19 protein-coding genes and 2 riboswitches are annotated in these 16,739 nt (G+C 33.1%); of the genes, 2 read left to right on the top strand and 17 right to left on the bottom strand.

Annotated elements, in window-relative coordinates; genetic code table 11:
• Positions 1–14 precede the first annotated feature (14 nt).
• The 13 genes from pssA to SUCMO_RS0105910 all read right to left on the bottom strand — a co-directional run bounded on the left by pssA (position 15) and on the right by SUCMO_RS0105910 (position 11,563).
• The gene (gene pssA / locus SUCMO_RS0105970; RefSeq protein ID WP_019879671.1) at positions 15–704 is read right to left on the bottom strand and encodes a CDP-diacylglycerol--serine O-phosphatidyltransferase; all 690 of its coding nucleotides are present in this window, start codon (positions 702–704) and stop codon (positions 15–17) included.
• Positions 705–706: 2 nt separating this feature from the next.
• A complete protein-coding gene (locus SUCMO_RS0105965) occupies positions 707–1,342 on the bottom strand; it encodes a phosphatidylserine decarboxylase family protein (RefSeq protein ID WP_019879669.1) in 636 nt (211 codons plus the stop codon).
• A gap of 66 nt (positions 1,343–1,408) precedes the next feature.
• Positions 1,409–2,143, bottom strand: coding sequence for a WecB/TagA/CpsF family glycosyltransferase (locus SUCMO_RS0105960; protein WP_019879667.1), 735 nt, complete (start codon positions 2,141–2,143; stop codon positions 1,409–1,411).
• A gap of 11 nt (positions 2,144–2,154) precedes the next feature.
• The gene (locus tag SUCMO_RS0105955) at positions 2,155–2,859 is read right to left on the bottom strand and encodes a response regulator (RefSeq protein ID WP_019879665.1); all 705 of its coding nucleotides are present in this window, start codon (positions 2,857–2,859) and stop codon (positions 2,155–2,157) included.
• A gap of 17 nt (positions 2,860–2,876) precedes the next feature.
• On the bottom strand, positions 2,877–4,481 hold the full coding sequence (locus SUCMO_RS0105950; RefSeq protein WP_019879664.1) for an ATP-binding protein: 1,605 nt from the start codon (positions 4,479–4,481) through the stop codon (positions 2,877–2,879).
• 19 nt (positions 4,482–4,500) lie between these two features.
• Positions 4,501–6,105 carry a peptide chain release factor 3 gene (locus SUCMO_RS0105945; RefSeq protein ID WP_019879663.1) on the bottom strand — a complete coding sequence of 535 codons (1,605 nt, stop codon included), beginning with the start codon at positions 6,103–6,105 and terminating at the stop codon, positions 4,501–4,503.
• Between the two features lie 16 nt (positions 6,106–6,121).
• A complete protein-coding gene (locus SUCMO_RS0105940) occupies positions 6,122–6,688 on the bottom strand; it encodes a hypothetical protein (RefSeq protein ID WP_019879662.1) in 567 nt (188 codons plus the stop codon).
• A gap of 133 nt (positions 6,689–6,821) precedes the next feature.
• A complete protein-coding gene (thiE, locus tag SUCMO_RS0105935) occupies positions 6,822–7,463 on the bottom strand; it encodes a thiamine phosphate synthase (protein WP_019879661.1) in 642 nt (213 codons plus the stop codon).
• Positions 7,451–8,296 carry a hydroxyethylthiazole kinase gene (thiM, locus tag SUCMO_RS0105930; protein ID WP_019879660.1) on the bottom strand — a complete coding sequence of 282 codons (846 nt, stop codon included), beginning with the start codon at positions 8,294–8,296 and terminating at the stop codon, positions 7,451–7,453. The genes thiE and thiM overlap by 13 nt, the downstream gene beginning before the upstream one ends.
• Positions 8,297–8,304: 8 nt before the next feature.
• Positions 8,305–8,799 (bottom strand): energy coupling factor transporter S component ThiW, encoded by a 495-nt coding sequence (thiW, locus tag SUCMO_RS0105925; protein WP_028953910.1) that lies wholly within the window; start codon positions 8,797–8,799, stop codon positions 8,305–8,307.
• 76 nt (positions 8,800–8,875) lie between these two features.
• Positions 8,876–8,982: riboswitch (TPP riboswitch) on the bottom strand.
• Between the two features lie 71 nt (positions 8,983–9,053).
• Positions 9,054–9,863, bottom strand: a complete 810-nt coding sequence (locus tag SUCMO_RS0105920; protein ID WP_019879658.1) for a MetQ/NlpA family ABC transporter substrate-binding protein — start codon at positions 9,861–9,863, stop codon at positions 9,054–9,056.
• Between the two features lie 13 nt (positions 9,864–9,876).
• Positions 9,877–10,536: a methionine ABC transporter permease gene (locus tag SUCMO_RS0105915; RefSeq protein ID WP_019879657.1), complete on the bottom strand. Its 660-nt coding sequence runs from the start codon at positions 10,534–10,536 to the stop codon at positions 9,877–9,879.
• Positions 10,505–11,563, bottom strand: a complete 1,059-nt coding sequence (locus SUCMO_RS0105910; RefSeq protein WP_019879656.1) for a methionine ABC transporter ATP-binding protein — start codon at positions 11,561–11,563, stop codon at positions 10,505–10,507. Before SUCMO_RS0105910 ends, SUCMO_RS0105915 begins: the two co-directional genes overlap by 32 nt.
• Before the next feature lie 83 nt (positions 11,564–11,646).
• Positions 11,647–11,755: riboswitch (SAM riboswitch) on the bottom strand.
• Positions 11,756–11,961: 206 nt separating this feature from the next.
• On the opposite strand from SUCMO_RS0105910, the gene SUCMO_RS0105905 reads away from it, so the two are divergent.
• Together SUCMO_RS0105905 and htpG are read left to right on the top strand one after the other, a co-directional pair.
• Positions 11,962–12,252, top strand: coding sequence for a YerC/YecD family TrpR-related protein (locus tag SUCMO_RS0105905; RefSeq protein WP_019879655.1), 291 nt, complete (start codon positions 11,962–11,964; stop codon positions 12,250–12,252).
• 97 nt (positions 12,253–12,349) lie between these two features.
• Complete coding sequence (gene htpG, locus SUCMO_RS0105900; RefSeq protein ID WP_019879654.1) at positions 12,350–14,260, top strand: molecular chaperone HtpG; 1,911 nt, start codon at positions 12,350–12,352, stop codon at positions 14,258–14,260.
• Between the two features lie 66 nt (positions 14,261–14,326).
• Here htpG and SUCMO_RS0105895 read toward each other — a convergent pair whose 3' ends face one another.
• Genes SUCMO_RS0105895 through SUCMO_RS0105880 form a run of 4 tightly spaced genes read right to left on the bottom strand, consistent with a single transcriptional unit; the run spans position 14,327 to position 16,739 of the window.
• Complete coding sequence (locus tag SUCMO_RS0105895; protein WP_019879652.1) at positions 14,327–14,830, bottom strand: cob(I)yrinic acid a,c-diamide adenosyltransferase; 504 nt, start codon at positions 14,828–14,830, stop codon at positions 14,327–14,329.
• Between the two features lie 21 nt (positions 14,831–14,851).
• Positions 14,852–15,268, bottom strand: coding sequence for a nucleoside-diphosphate kinase (gene ndk, locus SUCMO_RS0105890; RefSeq protein WP_019879651.1), 417 nt, complete (start codon positions 15,266–15,268; stop codon positions 14,852–14,854).
• Positions 15,269–15,304: 36 nt separating this feature from the next.
• A complete protein-coding gene (locus SUCMO_RS0105885) occupies positions 15,305–16,381 on the bottom strand; it encodes a M42 family metallopeptidase (RefSeq protein ID WP_019879650.1) in 1,077 nt (358 codons plus the stop codon).
• Positions 16,382–16,400: 19 nt separating this feature from the next.
• A complete protein-coding gene (locus SUCMO_RS0105880; RefSeq protein WP_019879649.1) occupies positions 16,401–16,739 on the bottom strand; it encodes a DUF3870 domain-containing protein in 339 nt (112 codons plus the stop codon).

The following is a 16,739-nucleotide window of genomic DNA, read 5'->3' as shown; positions in this document are numbered from 1 at the left end:
TTTACAAAGAAAATTTAGCGCTTTGCAAATACTAAGCAATAGACACTATTAAATATCCCTAATAGCGAATATGACAGAAACACTAAAAAAGGAATTGTTCGATAAATATTTTCTATGCCAAGCAAATAAACAATGTAAAGCATACTAAAAGTTGTAATTATTGTTGATACAGGCTTAATAGGATTTCCTTTGCCCTTAAAATCAGGGTATTTTATATTGCTTACCATTAAATATCCTAAAACTAAGACTGAATACAAAATTATAGTAGGACTTAGACCTTGCAAATCTGCAATTACAAATGTAGCTATCATACATCCTGCTGCAGGGATTGGCATCCCCATAAAAAAGCCTTGTACAGTTGAAACGTTAACATTAAAACGTGCTAAACGCATCGCTCCACAAACAGCAAACATTAGTATTACTCCAATGGCAATATTACCATTGGTAGATAAAGAATGCTGATAAATTAAAATTGCCGGTGCTACTCCGAAAGAGCCTAAATCACACAGTGAATCAAGTTCTTTACCAAAATCACCACTTACACCGAAGTAACGCGCAGCTCTCCCGTCTAAAGCATCAGCAATCATAGCCAAAATAATATAAATACCAGCCAAACAATAGTCAGCTTTAATAGTTGATAAAATTGATAACACTCCGAAAATCAAATTTAATGAGGTTAACGCATTAGGAATTACACTTCGCAAATTTAATCAATCCTTCCAATTACAGTTTTACCACCAATAACTCTTTTTCCTTTTTTTACTAAAACTGTAACATTTTTAGGCAATATTAATTCTGTACTTGAACCAAATTTGATCATCCCATATCTCTGTCCTTGTTCGATATTATGTCCCAAAGTTACCCAAGAAACAATTCTTCGAGCTAATAAACCAGCTACTTGAATTACTAGAATTTTTATTTTTCCATTATCAATTCCAATGGCATGACGCTCATTTTCAAAGGAAGCAGATTTTTTGTATGCTGGACGAAATCCGCCACAAGTGTAACGTTGATATTTAATTTCGCCACGCATAGGACTTCTATTAATATGAACATCAAACACAGACAAGAATATTGTTACTTTTGTAGCTGGTTCTTGAAGAAATTCTTCATCATAAATATCCTCGACACCCATAACCATCCCATCTGCGGGCGACAATAATAGTTTATCATCTAAAATTACCTTTCGATTTGGGTTTCTAAAGAAAAACATAAAGAATAATACCAATACACCGGGGATAATGCTCCAATATATATCGCCAAAAATAGCAGTTATTGTTGTTAAAACCAAGAAAAAAGCTATAATAAAATGACCGTCTTTAACAATGGGAGCTTTTACCATTCACTCACCTTACCTTTCATATTACTTTTAAAATATTTATATCAAGATATTATTATAGTATATATATTATTGTTTGTCTAATAATTTACTGCAAAATACTTTAAAAATAAATTTAGGAATTGCTAAAATTCTTAAGAATCTGCTAGGCTGCATTAAAAAACGATATAGCCACTCTAAATTGTTTTTTTGCATAAAAACTGGTGCACGTTTTACATTTCCAGCCATTACATCGAATGTGCCACCAACTCCAATCAGTAAGTTGGGTTTTAATTGTTCACGATACTGATTAAGAAAAATTTCTTGTTTAGGTACCCCCAATGCTACTAGCAAGATATCAGCTTCACTAGCATTGATGGCATCTATTATATCCTGAACATCTGCATCAGAAAAAAATCCATCGCGAACTCCCGCAATTTTTAAACCGGGATTTTTTTCAATGGATAATTCACTAGCTTTTTGTGCAATTTTTGGTGCAGCACCCAAAAAATAAACTTTTAAATTTTGGTCCGCGGCTACTTTTAAAATTTCAGATACTAAATCACACCCTGCAACACGTTCTGGCATATGATATCCTAAATAACGTGCAGCTAAGACCACTCCTGCCCCATCTGGTAATACTAGTTCTGCTTCTTTTGTTATTATTCTATTAAACTCTTTATTGTTTTGGGCGAGCATTATAATTTCAGCATTAGCTGTTACCACGAAAGTCTTTTGCTGATTCAAAAGTCTTTTTAATAAAAAATCAATAGTTTCTTGCATGGTATAACAAGCAACACTTATACCTAATATTTTAGCTAACATAATTTTTTTCCTTACTCTACATAATGATTAATTATTGAAGAAGATTTATCTAAACACTTGTATTTATAGATTGGTCGGCCTACAGAACCTCGATGTAGTTCTAAAGACAGAACATTTAAAGATTTGAAGAATTCTAAGTACTTTCTTATAGAAACACGGGAAATTCCAGCCGAAGAGGCTATTTCATCAGTAGTAAACATGTTTTCTTGTTTTAAAATTATTTCCCAAATTAATTTTAAGGTGTTTTTATCTAGTCCTTTAGGAACATTTGTATCGGAAGGGGTTTCCTTAATTGTTAAATTTTTGTCTAAATCTTCTTGCTTCACTTGAGTTAAATTTTCCAAATTGGTCCTTCGGAGTTTATAATTATTTAGCGCTAAATTAAATCTTTCAAACTCAAATGGCTTAATAATATAATCAACTGCGCCAAAGCGCATAGCAGTTTGAATCTGCTCTTTTTCATTAGCTGCCGAAATGACAATTACATCAACATTGAAATTTTTATTACGAATTTCTTTCAATAATTGAAGACCATCAATTCCAGGCATAAAAATATCTAACAAAACTAAGTCATATGACTGTTTTTCTAAAAATTTCAGTGCCTGTTCACTAGTTCTTGCTGTATCAATTAATTCAAAATCTTTTAATTGCTTAATATAATGCTCGTGAAATTTACCTACCATCGGGTCGTCTTCTACTACTAAAATTCTAATCACACTTAACACTCCTTTATTTATAGAGGCAATTTTATTGTGAAAATTGTACCTTGTCCAAGTTTAGAATCTATTTCAATATTGCCACCTAATTCTTTAATTGTTTGTTTAACAAGATATAAACCAATGCCTCGCTCTTGGCCTTTAGTTGAAAAATCTTTGTCAAAAGCTTTTTGCAAGACTTCTTCCGTCATTCCTGGACCGGAGTCTTCTATCATAATAAAAATCTCATTTTGATAGTTTTTAATAGTTAAAAATACTATTTGTTCCGAAGTTTTATTAAGCGTTATTGAATCAAAAGCATTGGTTATAAGGTTTCCTAGGATTAAAATTATCTTATGGGTCAAATCGTGGGGAATATTTGCATGCAATTCACTATCATCAGCTAATATAAATTCAATACCCAATTCTTTTGCTCGATTACTTTTGCCTAAAATAAAACCACTTAATATAGCATTTTTTATATGTTTATTAATTCTTGTTATTTCACCATGCTGATAGTCCGCAATTTCTTTTATATAGTTCTTTAAATCATCATAAGCTTGTAGTTGTATTAAGCCTAAAATTACATGTAGTTTATTCATAAACTCGTGCGTATTTGCGCGTAATGCCTCAGCATAGGTTTTAACACCTGTAAGTTGTGCGGCTAACTCTTCGATTTCAGTTTTCTTTCTAAATGTTGCAACTACACCCACTACTACATTATTAACCTTAACGGGTAAGATATTTAGAATCAGTAATGTACCATAGATATTTTCATCTACATTGTAAATACTTTTCCCCTTACTTAATACTTCCAAAAAAGAGCTATCATTAAAAAATATATTAATGTTCTTTCCTAGATAATTTTTTTCTTTAATTCCAGTTTGCGCAAATATATCTTGTGCTACAGCATTTAAAAGAGTTATTCTGCCATGTCGATCACTCGCTATAACTCCTTCGCGAACTGAATTTAAAATAGCCCGTTGTTCCTGAACTATCTGAGCAACAGTTTCTGGTTCTAGCCCTAACAATACATCTTTAATGCTTTTGGCAGTATATACAGCCCCAGCAACACCTACAAATAAACCAATTATACTTGAAATTATTATCAATATAATTGTTTCATTAGTTAAGTCCGAAAGTACATTTTTAGGGAATGCCACAAAAACATAACCAAGCTTCTCACCATGAGGTCCATATACTGTGTTTTTTACTTGATCGGCAAAAAACAAACGTTGCTTGCTATCTACAATATTATCATAAAAATCATCACGTTTAAATGCTTCTATTATTTGTTTATTAAACTCTGCTTTGTTAGCAGTTGCGGTTTTTTCTAAAATAACTTGTTTATTTATATTTAAAACAGCTATATTAGAATTAGTAGCTTTAGAAGTAGCATTTACTATCTCTTCCATTAGAATATAATCTTCGATGCGTGTAGAATTTATTAGTTCGATAATTTTTTGGTTATTAGATACAACTGCAGCTACACTCATGGCACTGCTTCCTAGCTTTTCTTGAAAAACATCGGGGACACGCTTCGTAATTAAAGTGCTGCTTACTAATAGAGAACATAAAATCATAAAAGTTACCAACATCGTAATTCTTTTAAATAAACTTATTCCACGTGATTGTGTAAGCATAATTGTCAACACCTAAATCTTATATTTTTCTTGCATCAGTTGGAACTACTAAAAATTCTAAATTAGGGTTTCTTTCGATAAGCCAATTAAGACTCCATTCGTTATTAACTAAAATAACCGGACGGTCTTTTGTATCTACGAGAAGCATACCATTATCAATACCTTTAATCGCATCGATATCTTTCTTTTCCCCTAAAATCCAACGTGATAGACTATAGCTAAGATTATTTATTAATAACGTTGCTCCATATTCGTTTTTCAAGCGATATTCAAGCACATCTAGTTGAAGACTGCCAACTGTACCAACTACAAAACTCTCTATTCCTATGTCAGGTTGACGAAATACTTGAACAGCACCTTCCTGCGCCAGCTGTATCATGCCTTTAACAAATTGTTTTCTTTTCATTGTATCTTTGGGTTGGACACGTGCAAACTGTTCAGGGGGAAAAACAGGAAAATCTTCAAATTGAAGTTTTTCTTTACTTAAGCACAAAGTATCACCTATACCAAAAATTCCCGGATCAAAAACACCAATTATATCACCAGAATAAGCATCTTCAACTATAGTTCGTTCTTGCGCTAAAAATTGTTGCGGTTGCGAAAGTTTTATTTCTTTACCACTTTGGACATGATACACGCTCATGCCTTTTTCAAATTTTCCTGAGCAAATTCTCATAAAGGCTATACGATCGCGATGTGCTGGATTCATATTTGCTTGGATTTTAAAAATAAATGCAGAAAAGTTTTCATCAGTTGGTTCTATAAAACCATTTTTTGTTACTCGTGGCAATGGCGGTTGTGAGAGTTCGAGAAATTTATCCAAAAATGCTTGAACACCAAAATTAGTCATTGCACTGCCGAAAAACATCGGGGTTAGCTCTCCAGCTTTAATTTTCTCAACATCAAAAGAGTCTCCAGCCATATCTAAAAGCTCTATTTCGGCAAGCAAATTCTCATAATACTCTGGTCCAATTAAATCTTTCATCTTTACATCTTCTAAAGACCCTTTAGTTGAAAGTAATTGTTTTTGTCCGCGCCGATTATCAGTTGCAAATAGTTCAACTTCTTTAGTAAGGCGATTATATATTCCAATATAATTTCCTTCAATGCCAATTGGCCAAGTAACTGGGTAGGCATTTATAGTAAGTACTTTCTCCAATTCATCCATTAGATCAAATGGTGTTCTGCCAAACCTATCAATTTTGTTTACAAATGTGAATATCGGTAATTTACGTTTTTTACAAACCCAAAATAATTTTTTTGTTTGTTCTTCCACACCTTTTGCAATATCAATTAACATTACAGCACTGTCTGCTGCCATTAATGTACGGTAAGTATCTTCACTAAAATCTTGATGTCCAGGAGTGTCAAGAATATTAATTCTAAAACCAGAATAATCAAATTGCAAAACACTTGATGTGACTGAAATTCCACGTTGCTTTTCTATCTCCATCCAATCAGAAACGGCATGTTTTTGAGATTTTCGCGATTTTACAGTTCCAGCCAAATGAATCGCGCCTCCGTACAGAAGTAGCTTTTCTGTCAAGGTGGTTTTACCGGCATCAGGATGTGAAATAATTGCAAAAGTTCTTCGTCTATTTACCTCATTTATTAGTTCTGTCATTTATTCCTCCGCTTTTTTATTTACTTTTAAAATGATTATTACCAGTTATTTCGTATAATTGCCAGGCTTCAGCAACTTGCTCTAATATTTTCGTATCTACTTCACGTTCAACTTCTAATTCACCTTTACGATTAAATCGAAAAGCAATATCTTTAAACTCAATTCCACCATAAGTTGTACAAGTAAATGTTGTTTTCATAAATTCTTCATTAAAAATACATTCTTTTAAAAGATCCTTTCTTTTTTCATCTAGCCATAACTGATAAAGAGCAAATAAATGTTTTTTAGCCGCTAAAGGCATATCAATATTGGTAACTATAATATCATCTAATGGTGTACAATCAAGATTGACATACTCTTCTCCATTAGCTAATAGAATATCAACATAATAGTAGCAGTTTTCTTCTCTAAAACTGGCACTAGTAATTTCCCAGAAAGATTCCCAGTTGTTGTAACAACTATCGCAAATCAATTGAATGTCTGCAAAATTTTGTGTAGCAAAATTGTTTCGATAATATAGATGTTTTTTGGCTGTGAAAAGCTTTTTGCAATCACTACAACGCAAATTCAATGTGCAAATCATAAAGTTACTCCTTATTAAAATAATCTAATAATGCTATTAGCCTTTACGGCAATCCGCAAAGGCTAATACTTTAATTTTAATAAAATAAATTCATTGTTAATTTTAACATTACCTGATTATAGTGTCAACAAGCTTAGAGATTGTTTTTTATTAGTGCTACTTTACTTTTCAGTTGGGTTACTGTTTGCCCAATATTTTTCGCAGTCAAAATAGCTGAAACAACTGCAATTCCAGAAATTTCGCTCGCTATTAAACTATCCAGATTTGCAACATTTATTCCGCCGATTGCAACAACAGGAATTTTCACAGTCTGAACAATGTTTTTTAAAGTAGCAATCGACGTTGGTTTAGTGATTACTTTGGTAGTTGTAGGAAAAATAGCCCCAACTCCTAAATAATCAGCTCCGGCAGCTTCTGCTATTAATGCTTGTTCTAGAGTTTTTGCTGAAACTCCAATTATAAAATCTTTAGAGACAATTTTCCTAGTTGCATCTGCCGGTAAATCGCTTTGTCCCAAGTGAACCCCATCTGCAGCAGTTGCTAACGCTATATCCAGGCGATCATTAATTATTAAAGGCCGGCTATATTTAGCAGTTAAATCTCGCATTTTAATAGCTAATCTATAAAATTCTATACTTGTTAAATTTTTCTCGCGTAACTGTACTAAAGTTACACCAGATTTAAGTGCTTGCTCTGTTGCAAAAAGCAAAGCAGTATCATCAACAAATAGATTGCTATCTGTTACTAAGTACAAGCTATAGTCTATTTTATCCAATTTATTTTCCTCCTACTATTTATAGTATCTAATGTTATCTTTGAAATATAATCAAAAAGTTTTATTTTAAAGCTACCAATACCTAAATTGTCACGCCTTACATCATGTTCTGCCAGTTCAGCGGCAATATTTAGTATTGATATTGCTAATAAACTAGCCGCAGTATACTCGCGCGTACTTGCATAAACACTTATTAGAGCTCCACATATGCAGCCAGTTCCTGTTACAGATTCTAAGAGTTTAGAACCATTAGAAAGAACATATTGTTCTGTACTGTTAGCAATAAGATCATGCATTCCAGTAGCTACAACAGTGCAATTATGTTTTTCGGCAAGTTTTGAAACTATATGTAGGTTAACTTCAATTGTAGATGAATTTATAGTATCGCATAAGGCAACGTCTACGCCGCGACTTTGCGATTCCATTAGAGCTAATTTTTTTATTTCGGACATATTTCCTTTAATAATCTGAGGTTGTAGTTCATGAATGATTCTTTCTGCTAGTTCAATGCGAAATTTACTACAAGCGACACCTACTGGATCAAAAACAATAGGAACTCCACTTTGTTTGGCCGCTAAACCAGCAATAAAAATGCTCTCTATACGACTTTCGTTGATATTACCAATATTAATTAGTAAAGAGTCTGCTTGGCTAACAATTTCGAATACTTCTGCTGGATTTTCAGCCATAATGGGACTAGCGCCTACAGCTAAGATGATATTAGCTGTATCATTAATTACAATATTGTTAGTCAAGCAATGGACTAGAGGTTTTGATTTATCAACTAGCTCTTTTATTTCAGCGAATTTATAAGTAGAATTTCCCAAAAACATTTTGTACCCTACCTTTCTAATTGTTTATGTATATTTTCAAGCATATCACTAGATAACAATTTTTCTAGAAAAACGTAGGCAACTGTTGTACCAATAAGCGTTCCTAGAATAAAAGAAGGTACAAAAGTGAATAAGGCTACTTCTTTACTTCCATATAAAAAGCTAACTGCATAAAAAGAAACTATCGCGCCAATAATTCCAGTGCCAATAATTTCACCAATAACAGCACCCCAAACTTTAGTTGTACGTCTATAAATAAGACCTGCTAAAACAGCTCCGAAAACTGAACCAGTAAGAGCCAAAATGTTAATACCTAGAAGCATCATTCGCAAAACAGATATGGCTATAGCGCCCAAAAAAGCGTAGCTCGGACCAAGCAATACGGCGGTAACGACATTGATAAAATGCTGCATGGGAGCCATTCCTGGAACTCTTAAAATCGGTGATAAAACAAAGCCAATAGCAACTAACAAAGAGAGTAAAATAAATTTCCGTACATTCATATAAATCCTTCTTTCTAAAAAATAATATAAAACAAAGAGAGCTGCCATGTAGGCAACTCTCTAATATTTTACAATTCATAAAATATTTAGACTTTCCTACGGCTATACTAATAGCACAGGTTCAAAGGGTTCGAAATTTTAAATTTCATCTCAGCTGGTACACCAGATCCCCTAGTCTTTTTATTTAATTTTTTAAAACTTTTAAACAACTTAAAAATAGCATAGATGGATACTTATGTCAAGTTATTAAGATATTACCAAGCGGCAATAATTGATTTTTGATATTTTGTTTCAATAAATTTTTTAACTTCCGGAGAATGATAAGCTTTTATTAATTCTTGAACTCTTGGGTCGTTTTTGGTTTTGCCACTAGTAGCTATAATATTTACATAAGGTGAATTACTGTCTTCTAAAAAAAGAGCGTCCTTGGCTGGATTCAAACCAGCTGGCATTGCATAATTGGTATTCACGGCTGCAAGATCTAGGTCCGTTAAAGAACGAGGAATTATTGCTGCATCTAATTCTTTAATTTTTATGTTTTTGGGATTCGCTATAATATCTGCTGGAGAAGCTTTAATTCCAGTTCCTTCTTTTAGTTTTATTAAGCCGATTTTTTCTAAAAGCAATAAACCGCGCGCTCCGTTAGTAGGGTCATTAGGTATTCCAACTACCGCGTTTTCCGGAATGTTTTTTAAGTCAGTTATTTTTTTTGAATACAAGCCCATCGGGAAAATAACTGTGTTAGCTACAGAGTGTAAATCATATTTTCGGTCTTTAACTATATAATCCATATATGGTTTGTGTTGAAAACTATTCACATCAATATCACCTTGACTTAGCGCAACATTGGGCTGGATATAGTCATTGAATTCAACTACAGTTATTTTTAAACCGTTTTTTTCAGCTTCTTTTTTGACAACTTCCATGATTTCAGCATGTGGTCCAGCTGTAACTCCTATTTTTAAAGGCTGAGCATTGGATTTTTTTTCTGAAGAATTATTTCCGCAAGCTGTTAAAGATAGGCTGGCAACTAAAACCAAAAAGATTATAAAATATTTTTTCATTTAAATATCTCCCTTATAATTTATTTTTATTGAATTTTTTTGCTAAATAATCACCACAAGATTGTACTAATTGGACTTGAACAATTAAAATCAAAACCGTGATAATCATAATATCTATACGGAAACGTTGATAACCGTATCTTATTGCCAGGTCACCTAAACCGCCGCCACCTAAAGCACCAGCCATTGCAGAGTAGCCGATTAGACTAATAATCGCTAAAGTAATCCCCAAAATAATAGCCGGCATTGCTTCAGGAATTAACACTTTGATAATTATTTGTAATGGTGTTGCTCCCATAGCTTGAGCTGCTTCAATAACTCCATATTGTACCTCTTTTAAAGCGCCCTCTATTATTCTAGCAATAAAGGGCGTTGCAGATATGGTTAAGGGGACTATTGCCGCTGTAGTTCCGATAGAAGTGCCAACTATCATTCGAGTTAGTGGAATAATTGCTACCATTAAGATTATAAAAGGAACCGAGCGAGTCGCATTAACTATATTTCCTAAAATATTATTAAATGCTTTATTTTCTAAAATATGCCCTTTATCTGTAACAGTTAAAATGATTCCCAAGGGTGCTCCAAACATAGTTGATAAGAATGTAGATATTGCAACCATGTAACATGTTTCTGCTAAAGATTCAAGCAGTAGCTGTATTAGTTCTTCTGGCATAACCAACTACCTCCGTTTTCAAGTTTTGTTCTTTCAAATAAATTAGGGCTTTTTGTATATTAGTTCCTTCACCAGCAAGTTCAACCACAAGTGTTCCATAGGGAACGTCTTTGATATAATCAATATTACCATATAAAATACTTGTATTGACATCAAAACGACGGATTATTCCAGAGATTATCGGTTCTTCAGTAGATGAGCCGATAAAAGCTAAGCGCAAAATTAAATTGCCATTTTCGATTGGTGTAGGCGATAATTTTAAATGCTTAACAACTGCAGGTAATTCTTGATTATTAATTACACTAATAAATTCTTTAGTAGTTTGTTGTTGTGGGTTAGTAAAAACTTCAAGTATTTCACCCTGTTCAATAATTGTTCCTCCCTCAATCACTGCTACCTTATCACAAATTTCCTTAATTACTTGCATTTCATGAGTTATTAGCACAATGGTTAAATTAAATTTCTTGTTAATGTCTTTTAAGAGCTCTAAAATTGATTTTGTTGTCTGTGGATCCAATGCTGAAGTAGCTTCATCACACAATAAAACTTTCGGATTAGAAGCTAAAGCTCTTGCTATACCAACCCGTTGTTTTTGACCACCGGAGAGTTGCGAAGGGTAATAGTTAGCCCTTTCCCCCAAACCAACTAGTTCTAAGAGCGGCTTGACTCTTTCTTCAATTTCTCTTTTGCTTACACCTTGTATTTCTAAAGGGAAAGCAACATTTTCATAGATAGTTCGTGAAGCTAGTAAGTTGAAATGCTGAAAAATCATTCCTATTTCATATCGAGCTTTGCGTAATTCGAACTCACTGAGTTGGGTAATATCTTGTCCAGCAACCACTACATTCCCCGATGTTGGTTCTTCTAACCTGTTGATGCATCTGATTAATGTGCTCTTTCCCGCACCACTTTGACCTATAATTCCAAATATTTCACCTTTCTTTATTTCCAGGGAAATATCTTTAAGAGCATAAATATTGCCTGATTTGCTTTCATAAGTCTTTTTTAAATTTTTAATCTTAATCAAAATCCTCACCTCTTTTTTTATTGACTAAAAAAACAAAAATCTCTTCATACAGATGAAGAGATTGCTAACTATTACGTTAATCATCTTCATCTGCCGAAACACATACTGTATTCCGTTGGAATTGGCACCGTTCCTTATTGGATGGTTGCCGTAGCTTCATCGGGCCATTCCCTCAGCTACTCTGGATGAATTTCTTTATAAAATACAACTACAATGTTTACAAACAATCGTTGCATTTATTTTGCTATGTTGTTTATTGTATAGTTTTTTTTTATTTTTGTCAATATAAAAGTTAAATATTTTTTATAAATTGTTTTGCATTTTAAACAGTTAAAGGATTGCTTAAATTACGGATTTAATATAAAATTTATTTAGATAAATTATAAAGGATGATTATTATGGATAGTAGATTAAAAGATGAATTAATAGATCAGCTTTTTAAAAGTATTTTACTTTTAAAAAATGTAGAAGAGTGCTATAAATTTTTTGAAGATGTTGGTACGGTAGGAGAATTAAAATCTCTAGCGCAACGCTTGCAAGTAGCCAAAATGCTACAAGAAGGCTATATTTACGAAGAAATAATAAGGCAAACTGGCGCCAGTACAGCGACAATTTCCAGAGTTAAGCGCTGTTTAAATTATGGTGCAGATGGTTATAAGTTAGTATTAGAACGCCTTAAAGATTCATAAACAAACTTACCTCTTGACCTTTTTCGTTAATGTGTGTATCATATAACTAGCACTCGCGGAGTTAGAGTGCTAGTTATATTTTATTTGAGGTGATACTGTGTCAACTACTTATGAATTTCAAGCTGAAACAAAAAGAATGTTGCAATTAATGATTAATTCTATTTACACCAATCGTGAGATTTTCCTCAGAGAATTAATATCTAACGCCTCCGATGCTATTGATAAGCTTAGATTTGCAGCATTAACGGAGACTAATTTAGTTCCGGAGGATGCTAATTATGAGATATTCTTAGTCCCAGATCAAAAAAACAAAGCCCTTACTATTAGCGATAACGGCATTGGAATGACCCAAGAAGAATTAATTGCGAATATTGGTACAATAGCCAAATCGGGAACCAAAGAATTTATTGACAAATTGCAAAATCATGAACATCTTAATGCGACTGAATTAATCGGGCAATTTGGGGTTGGTTTTTATTCTGCATTTATGGTTGCAGATAAAATTACGCTTTTAACTAAAAAAGCTGGAACCGATTTAGCCTTTAAATGGGAATCAACTGGCGATGGCAAATATAATATTGAACCAGCTAGTAAAGAGAGTTGCGGAACAACTATCACTTTACATTTAAAAGAAGAACATACGTTAGATAGTAACAACGAACAAAATTATCTCAATCAACAAACTTTGCAAACTTTAGTAAAAAAATACTCTGATTATATTCGCTTTCCAATAAAAATGTTGTTTGACATCCCTGTTCAAGAATCTGATTCAGTTGAAACTAAACAGGAATTAAAAATACTAAATTCGATGGCACCTTTATGGACTAAAAATAAAAATGATATAAAACCGGATGAGTATAACCAGCTTTATAAACATCTTTTTTTAGATTGGCAAGATCCTTTGGATGTAATTCATACTCGGGCTGAGGGGGTTTTTGAATATATAACTTTACTATATATTCCAGAACATGCCCCATATGATTTTTATCAAAAAGAACATACTACTGGCATAAAATTATATTCTAAGAATGTTTTTATTATGGATGATTGTCGAGAACTTTTGCCAGAATACCTACGTTTTGTAAAAGGTATAATTGATACTCCAGATGTTTCATTAAACATTTCTAGAGAAATTTTACAACAAAATCAGACTTTGAAGAAAATCGGAAAAAATTTGGAAAAAACAATTTTAAAAAATCTAGAGGTCATGCTAAAAAATTCACGGGATAAGTATCTTAAATTTTTCAAAGAATTTGGCAAAGCTATTAAGCATGGAATTTATGCAGACTATTCTAGTCACGAAAAATTAAGAGAACTTCTTCTATTTCCTAGTTCGAGAAGTGTCACTGAAGACTCGTTGATCACTTTAGCTGAATATGTGGCTAATATGAAACCAGAACAAGATGTTATCTATTATGCTACTGGAAAAGATCGCCAAGCAATTGACAGTTTACCACAAATTGAAGTTTTAAAAGAAAAGGGCTTAGAGATATTGTATTTCTTAGATCGAGTAGATGAATTTGCAATTGACATGCTTGCTGAATATGCTGGTAAAAAGTTTCAGTCTATAAGCCGCGGTCAATTGGATCTTTCAAAATTTGAAACAGAACAAGATAAAGCTAGTCAAGACAAACTTATTAATGAAAATAAAGATTTATTAGAAGCAATAAAAAATGCTCTAACAGAAAAAGTTGATGAAGTTAGAATTAGCAATCGTCTAAAATCAAGTCCTGTTTGCCTTATTAGTTCTGATTCGGGTATTAGCATTTCGATGGAACAAATTTTGGCTGATGTTCAAGATAGCAAAATAAAAGCTACAAAAATTTTAGAATTAAATCCTAACCATGAAATATTTAAGACTTTAAAAAGAACCTTTGAAGTTGATGCGCAATCAGAACAATTCGTAGATTATTGCAAATTACTTTATGGACAAGCAACATTATTAGAAGGGTTAACGGTAGAAAATCCCGTAGATTTTGCTAAATTAATAGCAAAGTTAATGAAGTAAAACAGAATAACGAAAAAAGGAATTGTCATTAAGAGAGCCCAAAAGCTTTCTTACGACAATTCCTTTTTATTTTACTTCAACTTCTACACGTGCAAGAATAAAGCAAAGATCAGATATGCGATTTAGACAAACAAGCACATTATGATTAACCGCTTCTTGTTTTGAAAGAGTTATTAAACGTCTTTCTGCTCTGCGGGTTACAGTTCTTGCTAAATCTAACATTGCCGCTCCTTGTGTATCTCCTGGCACTAAAAACTTCGTTAGAGGCTGTAGTAATGCATCAAATTTATCGATGGTTTGTTCTAAAATATTTACATGTTCAGTAGTAATATATGGCTGCTCTAGCTTTAAACTAGCAACATCAGCCATTAGCATTCCCAAAAGTTTTTGTAAGCTATAAATAGTTTCACGCACATCTTCACGTTTTACAAAAGCTCTAGCCATACCTAAAACAGAATCTAGTTCGTCCACAGTTCCATAAGCATCAACACGCAAAGTATCTTTTTCTACACGCTCACCACTTAATAGACTGGTCGTACCTTTATCACCCGTTTTTGTATAAACCTTCATTTCATCACCACTTTTATTTATTTAAAATAAAATCTCATCTGGTTTAAAGAAGTTTGATACTTCTTTTGCAGCACTTTCTTCACTATCTGATCCATGAACTATGTTTTCAGCAATAGAAAGAGCATAATCGCCACGGATAGATCCAGGGACAGCATCAACCGGATTAGTAGTTCCCATCATAGTACGTACAGCCTTAATAGCGTTTTCGCCACCAATTACCATCGCTGCTACTGGTCCAGAAGTAATAAAATCTACCAATTCACCAAAAAATGGTTTTTCTGCATGCTCTGCGTAATGAGCTTTAGCTTGAGCTTCAGTTAATTGCATTAATTTTAAGGCACAAACTTTTAAACCCCGACGTTCAAAACGTGCTACCACTTCGCCAATCAAAGATTTTTTTACACCATCAGGTTTAACAAGTACTAAAGTTTTTTGCATTAAATACATCCTCCTATATTATCGATATCAGTACAGCTAGTACTGTACTATAGTATTATAGCAAATGTTATCTAGTTTGCCAATCACAGCTAGTATTAATTGAATCGCAGTTTCGTAGTCATGCTTATGAATAACTCCCTGATGGCTGTGTATATAGCGAGTTGGAATGCTTAAAACAATACTAGGAACACCTATGTCTTGCATATGAATACGCCCTGCATCTGTGCCTCCTCCCTCTGAAAAACTTATTTGATGATCTATTTTTTCTGCTTTAGCTATATCTAAAACAAGATCTCTTAATTTTGTATTAGGAATCATGCTAGCATCGTAAATTGTAATGGCAACACCTTTGCCGATTTCTGCACTCGCTTGTTCCTTAGTAACTCCAGGCACACCTCCAGCAACACAAGTATCAATAATAATAGCTACATCAGGAGATATTTTATTCGCACTTGTTAGAGCCCCGCGCAAACCAACCTCTTCTTGAACCGTAGCAGTTGCATAAATAGTATTTGGATGTTCTTTTTCTGACAAAGCCTCTACTACATCAGCCATAATAGCACAACCTATCCTATCATCCCACGCTTTTCCTAGCAAGTAGTTTTCATCAGCCATAACTTCAAATTGGACAGATGGAGTTATAAACGTTCCGGGATAGATACCTAGTGCTTCAGCTTCTTTTTGTGATTCTACCCCAATATCAATATACATATCTTTTTTTTCAACTATTTTCTTTCTTTCTTCAGGTGTTAATATATGTGGTGCCTTACAACCTATTACGCCTGTAATATCTTTAGTTTTTGCATGCACAATGACTCTTTGACCTAACATTACTTGTTCCCACCAACCACCTAGGCAGGTGAATCTCAAAAACCCTTCAGCAGTAATTGTTTTAACCATAAAGCCAACTTCATCCATATGTGCGGCTAACATTATTTTCAACTCGTCAGAATTATTTTTAGATTTAAAAATAACACTGCCTAATTTATCATAAAAAATTTCTTCACTTACTGGAAGCAATCTGTCTTTCAGTAAATTTTTTATACGATGTTCATTCCCAGAAACTCCAGCAACTTCAGATAGTTCTTTTAATCTTTTTAATTGTAAATTCATATTTCAACCTTTCTTGTTACTAAGACAATTGCTCTTGTGTATCACCATTTTTATAGCTTTTATATTTGTCATAAATAATTCTAATAGCAGTTGTTACTGCTTTCTTTGCACTGCCTTGATAAACATCTTCTAAAATTTCTTGTAAACCCTCTGGTCCATTAGATAGATTATAACCCACAATGTGTCTACATACATGATCTCTTGCTGTTTTTGTAGCGAGTGTACAATCAGCATTTTCAATAAATCCAGTTTTCATATCGACAACTACTATAATGCCTATTACTTTATACATCTCACTCGCTGTAATTCCTGTAGGCAACTTAGCATATCCTGAAAAAAGTACTTTCTTGTCTTGCAT

Source organism: Succinispira mobilis DSM 6222 (genome assembly GCF_000384135.1).
Taxonomy (GTDB): domain Bacteria; phylum Bacillota; class Negativicutes; order Acidaminococcales; family Succinispiraceae; genus Succinispira; species Succinispira mobilis.
This window is presented reverse-complemented; position numbering and strand designations above follow the sequence as displayed.

Coding starts and splice junctions, on each gene's coding strand:
- SUCMO_RS0105895 (WP_019879652.1), bottom strand. CDS start 14,830: ATGAAGGTTTATACAAAAACGGGTGATAAAGGTACGACCAGTCTATTA.
- SUCMO_RS0105940 (WP_019879662.1), bottom strand. CDS start 6,688: ATGATTTGCACATTGAATTTGCGTTGTAGTGATTGCAAAAAGCTTTTC.
- SUCMO_RS0105945 (WP_019879663.1), bottom strand. CDS start 6,105: ATGACAGAACTAATAAATGAGGTAAATAGACGAAGAACTTTTGCAATT.
- SUCMO_RS0105915 (WP_019879657.1), bottom strand. CDS start 10,536: ATGCCAGAAGAACTAATACAGCTACTGCTTGAATCTTTAGCAGAAACA.
- SUCMO_RS0105960 (WP_019879667.1), bottom strand. CDS start 2,143: ATGTTAGCTAAAATATTAGGTATAAGTGTTGCTTGTTATACCATGCAA.
- SUCMO_RS0105920 (WP_019879658.1), bottom strand. CDS start 9,863: ATGAAAAAATATTTTATAATCTTTTTGGTTTTAGTTGCCAGCCTATCT.
- SUCMO_RS0105880 (WP_019879649.1), bottom strand. CDS start 16,739: ATGCAAGACAAGAAAGTACTTTTTTCAGGATATGCTAAGTTGCCTACA.
- thiW (WP_028953910.1), bottom strand. CDS start 8,799: ATGAATGTACGGAAATTTATTTTACTCTCTTTGTTAGTTGCTATTGGC.
- SUCMO_RS0105950 (WP_019879664.1), bottom strand. CDS start 4,481: ATGCTTACACAATCACGTGGAATAAGTTTATTTAAAAGAATTACGATG.
- ndk (WP_019879651.1), bottom strand. CDS start 15,268: ATGCAAAAAACTTTAGTACTTGTTAAACCTGATGGTGTAAAAAAATCT.
- thiM (WP_019879660.1), bottom strand. CDS start 8,296: ATGTTTTTGGGAAATTCTACTTATAAATTCGCTGAAATAAAAGAGCTA.
- SUCMO_RS0105905 (WP_019879655.1), top strand. CDS start 11,962: ATGGATAGTAGATTAAAAGATGAATTAATAGATCAGCTTTTTAAAAGT.
- SUCMO_RS0105885 (WP_019879650.1), bottom strand. CDS start 16,381: ATGAATTTACAATTAAAAAGATTAAAAGAACTATCTGAAGTTGCTGGA.
- SUCMO_RS0105965 (WP_019879669.1), bottom strand. CDS start 1,342: ATGGTAAAAGCTCCCATTGTTAAAGACGGTCATTTTATTATAGCTTTT.